Origin of the sequence: Gimesia chilikensis, assembly GCF_008329715.1 — a bacterium.
Classification (GTDB): Bacteria; Planctomycetota; Planctomycetia; order Planctomycetales; family Planctomycetaceae; genus Gimesia; species Gimesia chilikensis.
On record NZ_VTSR01000015.1, the window covers coordinates 19,965 to 38,243 of the forward strand.

17 protein-coding genes and 1 tRNA gene are annotated in these 18,279 nt (G+C 53.4%); 9 read left to right on the forward strand and 9 right to left on the reverse strand.

Features of this window, described 5'->3' with window-relative positions; genetic code table 11:
- Positions 1-162: 162 nt before the first annotated feature.
- Complete coding sequence (locus FYZ48_RS19280) at positions 163-2,640, reverse strand: peroxiredoxin family protein (RefSeq protein WP_149343373.1); 2,478 nt, start codon at positions 2,638-2,640, stop codon at positions 163-165.
- A gap of 217 nt (positions 2,641-2,857) precedes the next feature.
- Here FYZ48_RS19280 and FYZ48_RS19285 point away from each other — a divergent pair, with 217 nt between their 5' ends.
- Entirely contained in the window at positions 2,858-3,127 is a 270-nt protein-coding gene (locus FYZ48_RS19285) for a MoaD/ThiS family protein (RefSeq protein ID WP_149343375.1), read from the forward strand.
- A 50-nt stretch (positions 3,128-3,177) separates the two neighbouring features.
- Positions 3,178-4,293, forward strand: a complete 1,116-nt coding sequence (locus FYZ48_RS19290; RefSeq protein ID WP_149343377.1) for a WD40/YVTN/BNR-like repeat-containing protein — start codon at positions 3,178-3,180, stop codon at positions 4,291-4,293.
- 16 nt (positions 4,294-4,309) lie between these two features.
- Here the strand turns inward: FYZ48_RS19290 and FYZ48_RS19295 are convergent, their stop codons facing one another.
- From FYZ48_RS19295 to FYZ48_RS19325, 7 genes are all read right to left on the reverse strand, one after another.
- Positions 4,310-5,665 carry a leucine-rich repeat domain-containing protein gene (locus FYZ48_RS19295; protein ID WP_149343379.1) on the reverse strand — a complete coding sequence of 452 codons (1,356 nt, stop codon included), beginning with the start codon at positions 5,663-5,665 and terminating at the stop codon, positions 4,310-4,312.
- 50 nt (positions 5,666-5,715) lie between these two features.
- Entirely contained in the window at positions 5,716-6,639 is a 924-nt protein-coding gene (locus FYZ48_RS19300) for a hypothetical protein (RefSeq protein ID WP_187782114.1), read from the reverse strand.
- Positions 6,640-6,652: 13 nt separating this feature from the next.
- Complete coding sequence (locus FYZ48_RS19305; protein WP_149343382.1) at positions 6,653-7,705, reverse strand: PA0069 family radical SAM protein; 1,053 nt, start codon at positions 7,703-7,705, stop codon at positions 6,653-6,655.
- A 134-nt stretch (positions 7,706-7,839) separates the two neighbouring features.
- A complete protein-coding gene (locus FYZ48_RS19310) occupies positions 7,840-10,641 on the reverse strand; it encodes a PAS domain S-box protein (RefSeq protein ID WP_149343385.1) in 2,802 nt (933 codons plus the stop codon).
- 98 nt (positions 10,642-10,739) lie between these two features.
- On the reverse strand, positions 10,740-12,122 hold the full coding sequence (gene clcA, locus FYZ48_RS19315) for a H(+)/Cl(-) exchange transporter ClcA (protein ID WP_149343387.1): 1,383 nt from the start codon (positions 12,120-12,122) through the stop codon (positions 10,740-10,742).
- 95 nt (positions 12,123-12,217) lie between these two features.
- Complete coding sequence (locus FYZ48_RS19320; RefSeq protein ID WP_149343390.1) at positions 12,218-12,541, reverse strand: hypothetical protein; 324 nt, start codon at positions 12,539-12,541, stop codon at positions 12,218-12,220.
- A gap of 164 nt (positions 12,542-12,705) precedes the next feature.
- Positions 12,706-12,990, reverse strand: a complete 285-nt coding sequence (locus FYZ48_RS19325; RefSeq protein WP_149343392.1) for a hypothetical protein — start codon at positions 12,988-12,990, stop codon at positions 12,706-12,708.
- Between the two features lie 158 nt (positions 12,991-13,148).
- Between FYZ48_RS19325 and FYZ48_RS19330 the strand changes: the two genes are divergently transcribed.
- The 7 genes from FYZ48_RS19330 to FYZ48_RS19360 all read left to right on the forward strand — a co-directional run bounded on the left by FYZ48_RS19330 (position 13,149) and on the right by FYZ48_RS19360 (position 17,410).
- The gene (locus tag FYZ48_RS19330) at positions 13,149-13,706 is read left to right on the forward strand and encodes an HD domain-containing protein (RefSeq protein ID WP_198422245.1); all 558 of its coding nucleotides are present in this window, start codon (positions 13,149-13,151) and stop codon (positions 13,704-13,706) included.
- A 9-nt stretch (positions 13,707-13,715) separates the two neighbouring features.
- On the forward strand, positions 13,716-13,973 hold the full coding sequence (locus FYZ48_RS19335) for a hypothetical protein (protein ID WP_149343394.1): 258 nt from the start codon (positions 13,716-13,718) through the stop codon (positions 13,971-13,973).
- 19 nt (positions 13,974-13,992) lie between these two features.
- Positions 13,993-14,481 carry a barstar family protein gene (locus tag FYZ48_RS19340; RefSeq protein ID WP_149343396.1) on the forward strand — a complete coding sequence of 163 codons (489 nt, stop codon included), beginning with the start codon at positions 13,993-13,995 and terminating at the stop codon, positions 14,479-14,481.
- A 69-nt stretch (positions 14,482-14,550) separates the two neighbouring features.
- Entirely contained in the window at positions 14,551-15,054 is a 504-nt protein-coding gene (locus FYZ48_RS19345; protein ID WP_149343398.1) for a protein-tyrosine phosphatase family protein, read from the forward strand.
- An 8-nt stretch (positions 15,055-15,062) separates the two neighbouring features.
- Positions 15,063-15,806 carry a DUF6891 domain-containing protein gene (locus FYZ48_RS19350; RefSeq protein ID WP_198422246.1) on the forward strand — a complete coding sequence of 248 codons (744 nt, stop codon included), beginning with the start codon at positions 15,063-15,065 and terminating at the stop codon, positions 15,804-15,806.
- Between the two features lie 185 nt (positions 15,807-15,991).
- Positions 15,992-16,076, forward strand: a tRNA-Leu gene (locus FYZ48_RS19355).
- A gap of 362 nt (positions 16,077-16,438) precedes the next feature.
- Positions 16,439-17,410 (forward strand): DUF1559 domain-containing protein, encoded by a 972-nt coding sequence (locus FYZ48_RS19360; RefSeq protein WP_149343401.1) that lies wholly within the window; start codon positions 16,439-16,441, stop codon positions 17,408-17,410.
- A gap of 189 nt (positions 17,411-17,599) precedes the next feature.
- Here FYZ48_RS19360 and FYZ48_RS19365 read toward each other — a convergent pair whose 3' ends face one another.
- Positions 17,600-18,049 carry a hypothetical protein gene (locus FYZ48_RS19365; RefSeq protein ID WP_149343403.1) on the reverse strand — a complete coding sequence of 150 codons (450 nt, stop codon included), beginning with the start codon at positions 18,047-18,049 and terminating at the stop codon, positions 17,600-17,602.
- Between the last annotated feature and the right edge of the window lie 230 nt (positions 18,050-18,279).

Here is an 18,279-nt window from a genome sequence, read left to right on the forward strand (position 1 = left end):
TAAATAGAAACAGTCTCGTACTTCTTCACCAGATCATCGTGATTAGATTGGCGCTGTTTAAAACGACTCTCGGAGCACCCACTGTCTCTCACCGGTGAGATATACAGCACGGCTAAAAATTACCAGCAGCTAGCGCTTTGCCGCTCAGTTTCTAACACGCCATCACTTCCCGGAAAGGGCACTCAGCTCTTCTTTACCCCCGTGCTGCGGCAGCAGGCGTTTGGCTTCCTTCAATACGAACTCGGGATCCATAAACGGTTCGTAGCTGATGTCTTGCCAGACGACATTCCCTTTCGCATCGATAATGAAAGTACCGTGCAGGGGCTGCTTTTCGAAATCGTCGTAGACATGGAACGACTTAAAGACATCCAGCTTGCTGTTTGAAAACAGCGGGCTCGGCAAATCCCCTTTGTCGTAATTCTTGATGGACGTCTTCAGGCCTTCCTGGTCGTCAGTGCTAATCGCCATCAGCGGGAAACCGGCCTGCTCGAACTCCTTGACCATCGGGGCGAACGCCTGCAGCTGCTGCGCACAGTGCAGACAGCTATAACCCAGATAAAAGATCAACACATGCGGCTTGCCCTTGAACTCATCAGAAGTGCGGAGCTGGCCTTTCGCGTCCTTGAGCTGCCAGGTCGGAGCAGGGGAGGGTTCCCAGCGGAACGGTCCCAGGGTTTTCAGATCGGGGCGATCGCCGACATCGCTGGCCAGTTTGTTTTCAATCCGCCAGTCTCCGGCATAACCGGCTGCCTCGGCGACCGGCGCCAGTCGAGTGAAGAGGGGCACATCCAGGTCGATGGTGGCAGACAGCTTTCTCAGCTTGTCAAACTCTTTCTTCGCCTCTTCCTTCTTGCCGGACTGCCAGAGCAGTTCGACCAGCGTCGCCTGGGGCTGCACTTCATTCTTATGTGAACCGATCAGCTTTCGCAGGGCCTTCTCTGCTTTTTCCGCATCGCCTGATTTCCATTGAACGACAATCAGGTAAACGTCGTCGGCACCACCGGCTTTCTTCAGCAACTCGTGTCCTTTCTTGAAGTCACCCGCTGCGATCGTCTGGTGCCCCTGCAGGGCATCGATGTGTTTCTGGACTTTCTTGATGCGGGCCACAAACGGCTTGCCCGCTTTTTCTTTTGCCGCTTTAATGTCCTTCTCGGTCGGGGCGGCTTTCTTTTTGGAATCTGCTTTCCCGTCTTTTTTTGCGTCTTTTTTCTCGTCTGTTTTGGAATCAGACTTTTCGTCGGTCGGCTTATCGTCGGCTTTCTCGGGATTCTTTGCCTTCTGCTCTGCGTCGGCCTCTGCTTTGGTTTTCTCAGTCTCCAGAGTCTCTAACCGTTTCTGCAGTTGTGCGATCACCTGCTCCCCCTCGGAAGCGCGACCACTCTGGAAATAAGCCAGTCCCAGGTAACGCAGGCGATTCAGCTGCTCGTCTTCCTCTTCGGTCGGCTCGAGGTAAGGTGTCTGACTGAGTGCGATAATATCGTCCCACAGTTCGTAGGTGCGCAAAACCTGCAGCAGACGCATCCGTCCGTACTTGGCACTCCCGCGTTTTTTGAGTGTGTTGTATTTAGGGTGCTGAGGCAGTGAGATCATGTTCTTCGCCAGATCCACCGCATCGTGCACGCGACCAATGAAAATCAGGTTGCGGATCAGCCATTCGTTGTTGTGGGCATAGTTGTGAATCTGGTCCGGCATGACCGCATCCCGCATCATGTGGGCGTGGTCCACACGGGCCGAAGCTTCCTGCTGCCAGACCGCATCCTGGTAGCGTTTGAGCCGCGAATAAATGTGACCGGGCATGTGCCACATGTGGGCGATTCCGGGGGAGGACTGACCGCAGTTCGCTGCTGAGGTCAACGCCATCTCCGGCTTGCGATGATCCCACAGATGAATTCGATAGTGGTGGGCAGGGTGCATCGAGTTCTTAGCGAAAATGTCCTGCAGCAGGGCTTCCGCTGCCACATAGCTCGTGCTGGCAGACCGCGATTGATACAGGTGCACCGCCAGGAACGCCTTGGCTTCCAGGTCATCGGGATATTCGATGATCAGGTCTTCCAGCGCTTTGGTATAAGCTTCATTACGTTCCTTGCTCTTTTTCTTGTCGGCATTGATGTAGTCTTCCAGCGCCTTGATATATTTCTTCTCTCGTGGCGTGATCTTGTCGAGCCGTTTGTTTGCTTCTTCGATGAACCCCTTGGCCCGCTTCTCGTTTTTCAGGTTGCACATCGCAGCGCCCCAAAAGGCCATCGCACAGTCTTTGTCGAGATTGGCCGCATGCCGGAAGGAACGCTCGGCTTCCAGGTACCAGAATCCGTGCAACTGTCCCAGCCCCTGATCCAGAAACTTCTGAGCTTCCGGATTCTTCACCGTCACGTCGAAGTGTACGTCGCCGGTGTCTCCCATCAGGTAAGCAGCCCGCCGCGGTCCCTCGTTGAAGACTTCACCATGATACGAATGGCCCGCCAGCACGTCATCAGACTCAGTAGACTCTTTCGCGGTCGACTCGGCTTCGGCAGACTTCTCTTTCGTCGCCTCGGTCTTGTCGGCACTCAGTACCGGTCCGGCTGAAAAACAGAGCAGGCCAGCGACTGTGGTCAGGGAGAGAAAATAACGCTGCAGGGATGCGGGGAGGGTCAAACTCATAATACTCACTCAGTTGTTGGAATGATTGAAGCTATGATTCCATCGCGGCGAAAACCGCGCACGTTACGCCATTTTACCCCCGCCGGTTTCGGAATGTCGATCCTCCCCGGCAGATTCGAAGGACAATTGCCGGAAAGATGTACTTTGACTGATATCATCGTTTCACACAGGATTTCTGCTTGCCTGATATTAATGTTCAGATTAGCATACCCGGGTTATGGCTCGAGTCTGTTTTACCCCCAACCTGGAACGCCACCTGGCCTGCGCGGCAGCGGAGGTCTCCGGTACTTCCGTACGTGATGCACTGGACCAGGTGTTTGAAAATCAACAGCAGCTAAGGGGTTACGTTCTCGACGACCAGAATCGACTGCGGCAGCACATGGTGATTTTTATCGACGGCAAAACCATCGTCGACCGGGTTCATCTCAGCGATGCCGTCGCGCCCGACAGTGAAATTTACGTGATGCAGGCACTCTCCGGCGGTTAATTTAAACCTCTATTCTCGGCTCTCTAAATCTACAAAAGAAAGGTGTCGGCATGAGCGCTCGACTGCACGTTGCCACACGCAAAGGTCTGTTTCAGCTCAAACGACACTCCGGGCAATGGTCCATCGGTCGACACGATTTCGAAGGCGCCCACGTCTCGATGTCGCTGCATAATCCCCGCAACGGGATGACCTATGCCGCTTTGAACCACGGACACTTCGGCGTAAAACTGCACCGCAGCAGCGACCAGGGAGCGAACTGGGAAGAACTCACACCTCCCGCTTATCCGGAAGGCGCCGTGAAAGGGGCAGACCCGTTTACCGCCAACGGAGAACCGAAGCCCGCCAGCCTGAATGAAATCTGGTCGCTGGAAACCGGGGGCCGCGATCAGCCCGACCGCCTCTGGTGCGGCACCATTCCCGGCGGACTGTTCCGCTCCGACGATGCCGGCACCAGTTGGCAGTTGGTCGAATCATTGTGGAATGCTCCCGAGCGGATGCAATGGTTCGGCGGCGGCAAAGACGATCCCGGCATTCACTCCATCTGCGTGCATCCGAAGAACAGTCAGCAGGTCGCGGTCGCCATCTCCTGTGGTGGCGTCTGGGTGACCCAGGATGACGGCGCCACCTGGAACTGTCAGACTACCGGCATGTTCGCCGAGTACATGCCCCCCGAACAGGCTGAGAACCCCAATGTACAGGACCCGCACCGCATGGTGCAGTCCCCCTCGCGACCGGACACCTGTTGGGTTCAACATCATAACGGCGTCTTCCGCACCACGGACGGCATTCAATCCTGGCACGCCATCGAGGGCATCCAGCCTTCGAAGTTCGGTTTCGCCGTCGCCGTCCACCCGCAGCGTCCCGATACCGCCTGGTTCGTTCCCGCAGTCAAAGACGAGAACCGCGTTCCCGTTGGAGGCAAGTTCGTCATCGCCCGCACCACGGACGGCGGCCAGTCCTCGCAGGTCCTCACCAGAGGCCTGCCGACAGGTAAGAGTTACGACATCGTCTACCGCCACGCCCTCGACGTGGATGACAGCGGTGACGTCCTCGCCGTCGGCAGCACCACCGGCAACCTCTGGATCTCAGAAGACGGCGGCGACTCCTGGCAAACCATCTCCAGCAACCTCCCCCCCATCTACTGCGTAAGGTTCGCCAAAGCGTAATCAGCCATAGCGAAACTCAATCGGTAAGTTTCGGCAACTTCTTACGCAATCGGGCCAGGCCCGCGGGGGTGACTCGGGTGTTCTCCGTATAAAGTGATCTCAGTCTGGTCAGGCCCTCCAGATGCACCAGACCTGCATCCGTGACTTGAGTCGCTTGTAGGTTTAGCAAGCGGAGGTTCGTCATTCCGCTGAGTTGTGTCAGTCCGTCATCGTTCACTGGCGTATTAGACAAGATCAACATCTGCAATCGTGTTAGATCTTTGATAAACGGCAATCCGGCATTACCCGCCCGGGTCTCACCCAGGAACAGAAATTCGAGTTGGGTAAGCCCGTCCAGGTGTTGCAATCCGGTATCACTGACGTCAGTACCGCTGAGTTCCAGGATATTTAAATACACCAGTCCTGCTAGATGCTTTAGCCCGGCATCAGTCACTTGAGTCTCTAGCAGATTGAGTCCCCGTCGGGCTAGCAGCCCCGACAGAGCCTGCATCCCAGAGTCACTCACATTCGTCTGGGCAAGATAGAGTTGCTCCAGTTGTTTCAATCCCTGTAAATGACGCACTCCGGTACTTCCGACCTGCGTATGAGTCAGGTCCAGTGACTCTAAATCGGGGAATGATTCCAGGGTCACCATTCCTACATCGGTCACCTGGGTGTTCATTAAATTGAGACTTTTCAACTTTCGGTTATTGTTGAGACAGGCTAGACCGGCATTGCCCACATTCGCCCCTCCCAAGTCCACTGATTCCAGGTTCGTCAGACCGGAGAGGAACTGCATGCCCGCATCACTGATCGCGGTCTCATGTAAATCTAAAAACTCCAGTCGGCGCAGGTTCTGAAGATGCTGCAGACCACGATCACTGATCGCGGTGTTCCCCAGCACGAGAGTCTCCAGCTCTGCGAACCCTTCGAGATGCGACAGCCCCGCATCATTGATACTCGATCCGTTCAGGACCAGTGCTCTCAGTTTGTGCAGGCCCGCCAGTTGAGAAAAACCCTTTTCAGAGAACGTAGCGTCATTCAAATCGATAAGTTTCAGATTCGTCATACGACCGATGGCAGCCAGGTCGGCGTCACTGAGTGCCTGTTGACTGCAGTTGATTTCGAAGGGCCGCTGCAATGAATCCCAGACCTCTCGGCTCACATTCGACTGAATCCAGTTCTGCCAGGAATAAGGCAACCGGCCCAGCACCCAGTTCGGCTCCGATTCGATCGAAATCTTCGGATTCGATTTCAGCTGTTGAATTGCCCGGCTGTGCTTAATTCCCGGCACGACAAACAGCACCAGACCCGCCACAACCACCAGCCCGATCCCCCGCCGGACCCAACGCAGGCGACTCACGCGTTTTGGATTCGGTTCGGTTTGGGTCATAGATTACGCCCCAGCGATAGTGTGCTGTAATGAATATCAGTTCCACCAGGTTAATCACTCAAATTCGGCAACGATTTACGGAGATGAGCAATACCTCCTTCCGTGATCTGTGTTCCGTCATATAAGATTTTTGACAGTGTTGTAATCCCTTTCAGGTGGTCCAGTCCGGCATTACTGACCTTTGTATTTTCAATTTCAAGCCACACCAGCTGTTCCAGTCCCTGCAGATGAACCAGTCCTGCGTTGGAGATCCGTGTCTTGTTAAGATAGAGATCGTACATCGCATTAAAGTCCTTTAAATGAACCAGCCCGTCATCACCGACACGAGTCTCACTTAAATTGATCGCGTAAAGTTTTTTCATCCCTCTCAGATTAACCAGACCAGCGTCCGTAATCTGGGTACCCTCCAAATAAATTTCGTACAGGTTAGTTAACGCTCGCAAATGCGCAAGCCCCTCGTCAGTCACTTGAGTCCCTGATAAATCGAGAACTGCCAGTTGATGCAGATTCTGCAGATAAACCAATCCTCGATCACTGACTTGAGTTCCCGCCAGACTGAGATACTTCAAATTCCCAAGTCCTTCCAGATGCTTGAGGCCGGCATCGCTGATTTTTGTTTCTCTCAGTCCGAGTTTTTCAAGCGAAGGAAAACGATTTAACAGCGCAAGCTGTTGGTCAGTGATGGATGAATAAGAACACTCAATCAACTTTATTCGTTGAAAAGGCAGTAGCCTCTCCTCTCCCAGTCTGTCTGTCAGCCAGTCCTGCCAGGACCGGGGTAAGGCACCCAGCAACGCATCCGGCTCAGTAGTCAACTCCACGTTTTGAATAGCTTGCAGTTGACGAATTGCCCCACCGGTCTGTACAGCAGAGACGACAAACAGCACCACCCCCGTCACAACCACCAGCCCGATCCCCCGCCAGACCCACCGCAGGCGGCTCACGCGCTTCTGATGGGGTTCGGGTTGGGTCATCGCAGAGACTCCCTCAAAACAACCACTGTTGTCCTTTGCCCGTGGTCGGCGGACGGAACTGCGTAAAGTCAAACGCCGGCAACCGCTCATCCAGACCATGCTTGCGCGCGAAGACCTGAAACAGATTGCCAATCTGTTCGGAGATCTCACCGGTCCCACGAATCCGCGTGCCGAACTCGGCGCTGTTGAGTTTCCCGTCCCGCGTCTGTCGGATCCGGCTGATGACCCGCTCCTTCCGCGTGGGTTGCGTCCGCTCCAGCCATTCCAGGAACACCGGCTCCACCGTCAGTGGCAGACGGAGCATGATATAACTGGCCGAGCGTGCTCCCGCCTCTTTCGCCGCTTGTAGAATCGCAGGGATTTCATGATCGTTCAAACCGGCAATAATCGGCGAGACCATCACCTTCGTCGGCACTCCCGCCGCGGAGAGCTCGCGAATCGCCCGCAACCGGGCCGCAGGAATACTCGTGCGGGGTTCCATCTCGCGGGCCAGTTCCGGGTCGAGCGTCGTGATCGACAGACTGACATTCACCAGCGACCGCTGCGCCATGGATTGCAGAATATCCAGATCGCGCACGACGAGCGCATTCTTCGTGACAATTCCCACCGGCTGATTCGCTTCCGACGCGACTTCCAGACATTGTCGCGTCAGCTGGAACTCGCGTTCCGCGGGCTGATAGCAATCCGTGATGCCGGAAAAAGCAATCAGTTCGGGCTGCCAGTCACTGCGGCTCAGAAAGTCGCGAAACAGCTTCGGCGCATCCCGCTTGACCATGATCTTCGTTTCAAAGTCCAGCCCCGCGTTGTACCCCAGGTATTCATGAAAGGGTCGCGCATAACAGTAACTGCAACCATGCGCACAACCCCGATATGGATTGACGCTGAAGCGGAAGTTGAGATCGGGAGAGTCGTTCTCGGTTACGATCGACTTCGTCTGATCGTCCAGGTATTCAATCCGCCGGGGCCGGGAGAGATATTCGTCATCCCATTCCAGTTGCTCCAGATCCGGTTCGGCGTACTTCGACTCAAACCGGTTGGGGGGATTGATGTGAGAACCGTGCCGCATGACTCGCTCGAATCAACAAAGAAATAAAACACCTGACACTTTGTTTATAGGCAATTCACGGGCAGGAGGGAAGGATCTTTTTCAAAGATGCAAAATTGACGACGCTTAGCTCCGTAAAGTGGCGACCTGCCATCTCACTCATCCATCTTACGACAGGGCAGAAACACATCGAACGAGGCACCGCTGTCCGACTTCGGGCTGTAACAGATTTTGCCCCCTGAAGCCTCCACCAGCGAGCGACTGAGCGACAGGCCGATTCCCAGTCCGCCCTGTTTATTGGTCGTGAATGGCGTAAACAGCTGCCCGACAAAATCGTCAGGCACTCCGGGACCGGTATCAGAGACAGTGACCCGCACCATGAACTCGCCAGCAGGCGCAACTTCAATCGTCAACCTGCGTGATAATGGCATCTCCGACATCGCGTCCATCGCATTCAGAAACAGGTTCGAAAGCACCTGCTCAATCTGCACGCGGTCTGCATAGACCACCAACATCCGGGATTCGCACACCAGTTGCACATCAATTTGTTTCTGACGCAATTCATATTCGATCAGCTGCAGGGTACTGCGGATACTGTCCAGAATGTTAAACCGCATCAGTTCCTGCGGTCGCTTTTCGGCCATCGATTTCAACCTGCGGACAATATCCCCTGATCGGTGGGAGAGAGCTTCAATCCTCTGCACCAGATCCGAAACATCCAGCCCCTGCTCAATCCGTGTTTTCATAGCCGAACTGTAATTCGCCATTGCAGTCAGGGGCTGATTGAGTTCGTGCGAAATGCCTGCCGTCAGTTCGCCCATGATCGCCAGCCGCGAAGCATGCGCCAGAATGTCACGGTATTCCTGCGTTTTCCGTGCCGCGGTATACCGTTCCGTGATGTCCTGCACCGTCCCATGCATGCTGATGACGTTCCCCCTGGTATCTTTTTTCACGGCGCCCCGTTCGTGTACATAACGCACTTCCCCGTCAGGACGGATGATCCGATGTTCGATACTGTAGGGCAGGTCATTTAAAATCGACTGCTCCACAACTCGTTCCAACAGTCCCCGATCCTCCGGGTGGATTGTCTTGAGAAAGGACGGATAAGTGGGTCGAAATGTGTCCGAGGGAAGATCAAAAATTCGGAAGACTTCCTCCGACCACCAGAGTGAGTCGTCCGTAACGTCCCATTCCCAACTGCCGATATGCGCAAGTCGTTGTGCCTCGGACAGTTTATCATGCGTCTTGTTGAGTTCGATTTCAGATATTTTCTGCTCACTGATATCTTCAATAATAATCAGAATCTCATCTTGCAGATAAGGCTGCACCCGGGCGCGATACCAATGCTGCTGCCCTTCTATCGTCCGCGGGTAATCAATCGACTCCCGTTTCCTCTCAGCTTGCACCCGTTGAATTGCTTCGGTAAAGGGTAACCTGATTTCATCAGGAAGCAGATCCCAGATTTTTTTGCCTGACGAGACATCAACGTCTGAAAACAGACGCTCCCGGTGACTGCCGTTAAAATTAACGATTTCCCCATCGTGGTTGATTACCAGCACCTTGTCAGGCAAATTCTCAAACAACGCGGAGAACTGGGCAGTCTTCCAGGCCAGTTCCGAGGTACGCTGCCTGACCCGCTCTTCCAGTTCCTCATTGACTTTGAGTATCGCATCTTCATCCCGTTTTCGTTGAGTGATGTCATCGATAACCCCCACCAGTCGGGTCACTTCCTGCTGTTCGTTGTAGACGGGAAACGAACGGGCTTCCAGCCAGCGGAAGCTCCCATCAGGATGCACGACCCGGAACTGGGGAAAATCCGTCTCGGAAAAGTCACCCTGAATTTTTCGGTTCATGCTCTGCATTAACCGCTCTCGATCATCGGGATGGATCCGTTCGATCCAGAGTGTCGCATCGTCGTAGGCACTCTGGCAGGTCAGCCCCCAGAATTCTTCATATTTCGGACTGATATAATACACTTTTTGTAAATCAGCAGAGCTCACCCAGAGCATCTCATTCACATGCTCAGAAATCTGCTGAAAGATCTGTTTGCTTTCACGCAGCGCCTGTTGTTCCTCCAGTCGCTCGGTGATGTCGATGCCGACACTGAGTGTTCCGATTATGTTGTCTGCATCATCCCGCAAAATGGAATTGTGCCAGGCAACCCGTTTCACTCTCCCTGTCGCTGTCTGAATGTCATTTTCAAAGAATTCAACAGGCCTGTTTTCCCCACGCATTAATTGATCGAACAGGGTCCGCACTTCCTCGCGATTACTGACGGGCAAAAAATGATCGAACCAGTTCACCCCCAGAATTTCTGACTCTTCCGCCTCCAGCAAACGACAGCCATGCGGATTGATCAGCGTGATCTTCTGCTCGGCATCGATCACCAGGATCATCTCCCGCACCAGCCGAAAGTACTGTCCGGCCAGATCGATTTCCTGTTCCCCCCCTGTGACAGTCCTTCTGACTTCATTTACAACAGCCAGCAGCCCGGTAACCGCGTCTGAAGCATCCCGCTGGCACTGCCACTTTACCTCTAACGAAATCCGTTTGCCGTCCTGTCGGCAGTGAACCAATTCCTGAGTGTGAGACGATATTTTTCCCACACCCAGTTGCTCCAACGCCGTACGGTAAGCAGCACGATCCCGTTCATCGGCAACCAGGTCAGCATAATGCCTGTTTGTGAGTTCAAACTGCGGATATCCGTGCAACTCTGCAAAAGTGGTGTTCGCCAACAGGATTGTCCCCGAAAGGTCGCATTCACAGACGGCACAAGGCAGCGCGTCGAGCAAGGAATGCGTCGAGTCTGATCGATTAGCAGGCAGCCCGACAGGCCCCCGCGAAGCGGGTGTTTTTGCTCCCGCATCGATCCGGCGATATTCCTGTTCCAGTTCACCGACGCGGCGGCGGAGGCGGGTCACTTCATCCAGAAGTTCCGACGTCGTAGCGTGTGACATGTTTCCCTATAATCCTTTCAGGAAAATCCAGACCATAAACGCTTGTGTTTTATCAATCAGTATCAGACTTTTTCTGTTGAACACACGTAAAAGTGTACTCAGGCAGGCTCTTCTGTATCATCTGTCTCGGGTGGTAACCCGCGGCGCTGGAGCGTCCGTTCCAGCAGCAGGTCATACACAGGACGGCTTCCCAGGGACTGCGCAACAATACTGGCCGTCATGCAGGTGACGATCATCGCCGGCAGTAACTGGAAGCTCGCAGTCATTTCAGCAACTAGTACAATTCCCGTCAGCGGTGCCCGCACGGTCGCAGCAAACAAAGCCCCCATCGCAGCGACCGCAAACGCAGCCGCCTGCAATTCGACCTGGGGAATCAGTTGATTCGCCAGTGAACCGAAGCTCGTTCCCAACAGTGCCCCCAGCGCCAACATGGGAGCGAAGATCCCACCCGGCACACCCATGGAATAACTCAGAAAGGTCATTATCGCCCGCACCACCAGCAGTGCCATCAGCACACCGAGCACAGGTGATTCAACAAAGATCTCTTTCACCAGAGCTTCACCTCCGCCAACATAATCCGGTGCGCTGACCATCAGAGCCCCGACAACCCCACCCACGGAAGCCGCGATCAACAGCATTGTCTTGGCGCTCAAACGATCGGCGGTGTGCAGGCATTTCAGCAGCACCGTATTGAAGCCCGCTCCCAGCGCACCAATCAGCGCACCCAGCAACAGGGTCAACACAAAGGTGAGCAGCATATTTTCCGGGGGCACCATTTTAGGCAGCGAAGCCTGCAGCTGCGCCGGTAACTGGGGCAGGGTACCAAACACCTGGTCGTTAATCAGGTTCGCGGTGATACTCGCAATGATCACCGCATGCAGCGCCACGAAGCTGTACTGAAACCGGTGACGCACCTCTTCGATCATAAACAGGATCGCCCCCAGCGGCGCGCTGAATGCCACGCTTAATCCCGCGGTGGCGCCTGCAGCCAGCAGCGTATTCAAAGTATGATTATCCGAACGCGCTTGCTCTGCCACGATCTGACCCACGCAGCCCCCCAGGTGAATCGTGGGGCCTTCCCGTCCCAGAACCAGTCCCGCGCCCATCGAAAGCACGCCGCCGATAAACTTCACCGGCAACACGCTCCGCCAGCGGAGCATCATCAGCTCCCCCATCACACCTTCGATTTCCTGGATACCACTCCCCGCAGTCTCCGGTGCATACTTGCGGACCAGCACTGCCGAGAGGGCGACCATCACGGCCCCCACGACTGCTGCCACAAGCACTGTCAGCAGCGAATATCCGGAGAGAAATTCCACGATCAGTTTATAGACCTGGATGGACTGTTCGACACAATAATGAAAGGCCGCTCCCAGCGTACCAACACCCAGTCCAATGATCAGCGCCAGCAGATAAATCCACATCGCTTGCTTGAGCTCCAGGTGCCGGCGCAGCCTGGCTTCCACCTTGTTTACATCCATTCCTCAGGCTTTCGTGAAAATCATTTCTCACTCGATACGCAACACGGGTAAGATAGCAGTTTTCGAGGCCCAATGGTACACCAGCCGGCCCTGTTTTAATAGACCCATTCCAGGGGAATCCCCTTCGCTAAGACCACGTATCCGATCGTCAGCAGATAACAGGCGACGGCTCCCAGACCCAGCCCCCACCAGGGATGTTTCCCCAGTACGCCCCCTGCTGCAATCAACAACCCCAGTAACAGTCCTAAGCTCAACGCCGGAAGAATTTCCAGTCGGATCTGCTCGGCCACAAGCACGATATGCCACACCGCAGCCGCCAGCAGTCCCACCGCGAAAATCGTCAGCAGCCTGGAAACAGGCAGCGGGTCCCCGGCCATGGTTTTCATCCGTTTCTGGAGGTGAGGGGCGTCAATGAGCAATCCAATAGCCCCCGATCACTTATACCGTAGCTCTCATGCAGTATAACAGACTGAACTGAGCCGAGCGCAGCGAGCACTCGGGTTAGCTGGTCCGTGCTCTCGGATATAAGCATAGATCGTCCTGATGTCCATTTCGGCCTGACGAGAAATCTCAACCCGGTAACTCATTCGCTCTCAAGTTCAGCCAGAACATCACGGAAAGGGCGGGTGCGGCCAGCCTCAATATCAGCCAGGCCTGTCTCTAAGGCCTTTAAAGAAGATTGGAGTTCTGCATCAGTCCCCACTCCCATCAGTTCCCGATAAACTTCCATCGACATCAGAATGTACTTTCTTCCCTCTTCGTCGATCTGCAGCATTCCATGGTGCTGCTCGAGTGCCTGTCGTTGTTCGTCGGTAAGCTGTGGTTTGATCATGGTCTGATTATAACAGCCCGCTGAAGCATTTGTCACGAATAGAATTGCAAGGAACTACTCCACAAACAGGCATCCCGTTAACAACCACATCAAGAACCTCATGCTGCTCCCCAAAAACAACCAGAAATAAATGTACTTGAATTAAGTCTAGTGGATCTATGAAAGACCGTCACCATCCATCTAGAATACGATAGGTGAGACGATCCCATCGCCATGCAAATCCAACTCTTACCCAAAGGGAGAACAGCCTTATCAAAAACCAAGTCATTGAAGCACGCGATTTTTCTCTGAAAGCACACGCTGATCAGCAATACGGCGATCAACCCTACGCACACCATCTGGATGCGGTAGTGACACTTCTGGATGAACATGGTCCACAGGCCCAGGTGATCGGTTATTTGCATGATGTGGTCGAAGACACCGACTTCACCTGCGAGGACATCGAAACCCGCTTTGGCAAACTGGTCGCTGATGCCGTCGCCATCCTGACAGATGAACCAGGAAAAAATCGCAAAGAACGTAAACAAAAAACCTACGAAAAAATGTCACAGGTAACGGGCGATTTGCAGATCGCGCTGATCGTCAAAACAGCAGATCGACTGGCGAATGTGCAGGCCAGCCTGGAGACCGATCGCAAAGATAAATTGAAGATGTACCAGAAAGAGCATCCTGCTTTTAAGACCGCCGTGTACCGTCCCGAACTCTGTGATGCTCTCTGGGAAAAACTGGATGCTGCTCTCCTCGTCGAATAAAGCTCCGACATGGCCGACCTCAAAAGCAGACAATTGATCTATCTCAAGGGATTCCTGTTCCTGATGATCCTGCTGTTCGCCGGGGGACTGATCCTGTTTGAAACACGTTCCTGGCAGATCGCGGCACTGCTGCTGCTTGTCGTCTGGTCTTCCGCCCGCCTGTATTACTTCATGTTCTACGTCATCGAAAAATACGTCGATCCCGAATATAAATTCGCCGGCATCGGCTCCTTCCTGCAGTACCTGTTTTCCAATCGACGCAAATAACCTCTGACTGAGTAATTTCATGTGTGATAATGAGCTTGATTTCCAGACTCTGGCCCGTGGCCCGGTGACGAAATACTTCTCGCGGGATCTGCTGGAAGAACACCTGGTCTGGTATGCGCATCAGGAATATCAGATCTATCAGTTTGATGCGAGACCCTGGTATTCCCTGGATAATTTTTATAGCGATATGCACGCCGGTTTTCAGTTTCCCGACTACTTTGGGAGGAACTGGGATGCGTTCAATGACTGTCTCACGGACATCGCCTCTGCAACGGGAAAAGTTTTAGTTGTCGTGATTAATTTCGATGACTGGTATCAGGAAGAGGAGCAAAGTGCGAGCCTTTTCCTGGACTATATGGCAGAACAGACCTATCGGTTTCTACTTACCAGCCAGCGCTGGATCACACTGATTCAAAGTAACGATCCAGGCCTGCAAACCAGGAACATTGGAGCACATCCCGTACACTGGAATTTCTTAGAATGGATGAATCGAGACCGGGGCCTCTAATACACGATTCTGTTTGCAGGAGTTGTCCGCAGGAAATCACACCTATTAAAAACAAGTGACTGAAAAACCATGGGAATCCAACCCAGCATCTACCCCATCCAGCACATCGGCACCGGCCTGCTGGCCGTCATGCCCAAGCCTGCGAGTGGCGAATGGATTGAAGACGAATTCGCCAGCATCGCCTGCTGGGGAATTACGCATATCGTCTCTCTGCTGGAAGAGGCAGAAGCTGAGGAGGTCGGCCTCGCACAGGAACTCGAACTGGCCGGAAAAAACGGGATGCAGTTCACCTCGTTTCCGATCCCCGACCGCTGCTTGCCTGCAGACAGCGCTGATTTCGTCCGGCTGACAAAATCACTTTACGCAGGCATTCACTCAGGCAGCCAGACCGTCGTGCATTGTCGAGCAGGCATTGGTCGCGCAGGCATGCTGGCTGCCGGTATTCTGATTCAACATGGTCTCTCCGCAGAACAGGCGTTCGAACTCGTCTCCCAGCAACGGCGCGTCCCTGTTCCCGATACTCCAGAACAGTTTAACTGGATCTGCCAGCTGCAGACACAGATCAGAGAATAGAGTCACCTATGATGAACCACCATTGGAAAACACTGCTTCTACTGACCTGCCTGCCCGTCGGTTGTGGTGAGAACGCCAATACCAAAGTCCCACCGCAAGCGACAGTAGAGCCGACTCAGCCTGCTCCGGCAGAACCGTCGGCGCACGAACCCTCCACACTGCTGGATCAGAGCGTGCTTGGCGAGATCGACTGGCTGGTCCGTGCCGGCTTTTATGACAAGGCTGACCTGATGCGCATCATCTGCGATGAAATCTACTACGATTCCAACCTGGACGCAGACCAGGTCTCCGCCGCCATCGATAAGCGGATCAAAGCATGGATGCAGACACAGAAAACCTGGCCCAAGGTCACCGACTGTGACAAGCTGGATCAGGTCTTCGCAAAACTGAACGAGCGGGGCATCATCGCCCTGCAGAACGCCGGCAACACACAGTCCGACGGTTACGAAATCTTCGAAGAGACTCTCAAGGAGCATCCCCAGCCCACTAGCGTCATCGGTTACTGCTTTTATCACAATCAGGATCTGGAACGGGTGGTTGACGGCGATGATCTTTATCTGGCGTTTGGGCCAGTCAAAGCAGAGGACGAAGAGTCCAGAGGACCGGAAATCGGCAAAATCATCCGGCAGGAACTGGAGCAGGCTGGTCTGAAGGTCAAATGGGACGGAACTTTCAACGAACGCATCCGCGTCACTGATATGGCCTGGCAGAAACGCAACCCGGCTTGCAAACCCATTGATTTTGACATCTGAATCAATTTTGTCAGATTCTGGTATTTTCCGCGCCCTCTTATCGGATTTTTCGCGTCCCGTTGACTGGAAAAAGCAGCCGAAACTCTATAACATACCTGCTTCCCTGTGAGGCTGAGATTTTCAGCCCCATTTTCCTTGAGATTCCTTCGACATAAGTCGATACAATCACAAGGGATACACCACAGGCCCAAGTGGCGGAACTGGCAGACGCGCTAGATTCAGGTTCTAGTGTCCGTAAAGGACGTGGAGGTTCGAATCCTCTCTTGGGCACCTTGACTTAAAGGACTTACGACGTTGTCGTGAGTCCTTTTTTCATTTCCCGCTCCCCATCAGCCACAACAGCACTTCACTCCGGCTGCCGTACAGTCATCACCAACCCGGGACCTCTCCAACTCTGCCTTAAAAAACGGCATTCCCGAGAACAGCCTCCTGTTTTTAGAGCTTGCACTGACCAGTGTCGTTTCGACCCGCTCCGAACGAAAAATACCTAAGCTGATTTTAGCATTGATTATAGAGCCACATGCCTACTTAACTGACAGACCAGGCTTCTGACTCTGGCACACCGATTGCTTCATATATGAAGCATTCTTTTAATTTCGTTTTTTGCTCATCCCTGTTTTGAGGAGATCGCTGTGCCCAACCCGACCTTTCGACGTAAAGGGTTCACCCTGATTGAACTACTGGTGGTGATTGCCATTATCGCCATTCTGATTGCCCTGCTGCTGCCTGCTGTACAACAGGCACGCGAAGCAGCCCGCCGCAGTTCCTGCAAAAACAATCTGAAACAGATTGGCCTGGCACTGCACAACTACAATGAAACATTCTCGGTATTTCCCTACGCGACCTCCAACCCGGGTCAGTGTGGCTTCAGCAATGTGACCAACCACAAAGGCTGGCTCTACCTGCTGCCTTACCTCGAACAGGCTCCCCTGTATAACCAGTTCAACTTCAGTGCAGCCACCGGTCAAAGAAACACCGGCAGCGGTACCCTGGCAGGCGGCGGCGCCATTACCAGCGGAAACGCGGCTCTCACTACCACCATCCTGCAACCACTGCTCTGCCCGTCCGACGATGGTCAGCGTTTCTATGGTGCTGCAGATACGACTTATGGCTCCGGTGTCGCAAATACCGCACGGACCAGCTATGACTTCGTTGTGAACGAAGCAAACTCCTGCCCGACCTGGGTCAGCATTTCAAAAACCACCCGTACCATGTTCGGTACAAACTCGGCCTGCCGGATTCGCGATGTCAAAGATGGAACCAGTAACACCGCAGCTGTCGTGGAAACGACACTGGAAGTAGTTGACGGCGTAACCAACTCCTGGGCCACCGCACAACACGTGGGCCTGGGTATCGATTTCGCGACACCGCCCAACCTCTACATCAATTACTGGAAATGTTGTGGCTGGGACAGTACTCCCTATGCCCGCACCCCTGTCTTCGGACGCCTCGGTGAATGGGGTTCGCCCGGTAGTACTCACGTCGGCGGAATGCATATCCTCATGGCCGATGGTGCAGTACGGTTCATCAGCGAAAACCTGGATGCCACCACACGTCAGCGTCTGGCTTACATGTCTGATGGTCAGGTTCTGGGAGAGTTCTAATCCTGGTTTGATCTCCTCTGCCTGAGACTTAAATCTCTAAATCTCGAACGACTGTAGTGGAACATTGCTGTTCTGACTGCAGTCGTTTTTTTCGTCGTGTCATCTATCAACAGAAAAACCCCTGACCGGGAAGATCCCGATCAGGGGCGTGCTGGTTTGATTTACCTGTTTAATTCTCGCTACAGTCGCCTAGCGACGGTAACGCCAATCGCTGTTGCCCAGACGATTCAAGTTATACAGATCCGAATCGTATGTACCACAGTTATACCGGTCATAGTGATCATAGTTATTCATATTGGCATTGAACGTGTTATAGTTCGTACGACTCCGGTAGTTGACGTCGTTAAACAAAGGCCGGTTTGAATAGGTGCTGTACAGGCTGTTGAGCCGGTCGGTCAGCGAAGAATAGTACGGAGCAGTCGTCCGGTAACGATCCCGGTAGTCGCGACTGTTGTTGTAGTACGAATTGTTGTACTTCCAGTCGTCATACCGGCTGGCAGTGTAATCGTAGCGAGTATTGTTGTTGTACTTCGAGTTGTAATAGCTGCTGGTACCACAGAAAGGTTCTGCAGCAAAAGTGACATTACTTACGAAAGTCAAAGCGGCCAGTGCAGCAAATGCGATTGCGAATTTTTTCATCATTATCTCCTTTAATGTTGGGTTGTTTTAAAAGTGGCTAACTTTTTGTTGATGAAAGAATACTAATGCACTCGCCGTGCCAAACACATTACGATTTTCCTTATGTCATTTATTCATATAGACTTATAATTTTTGGACACATCATTTCAACAACACTCTGGTGTGTCGTTTTTGCAATTTTTGGGAACATATTACAATCCTTTTGATAACACGTTAATTTGTCATGTCTG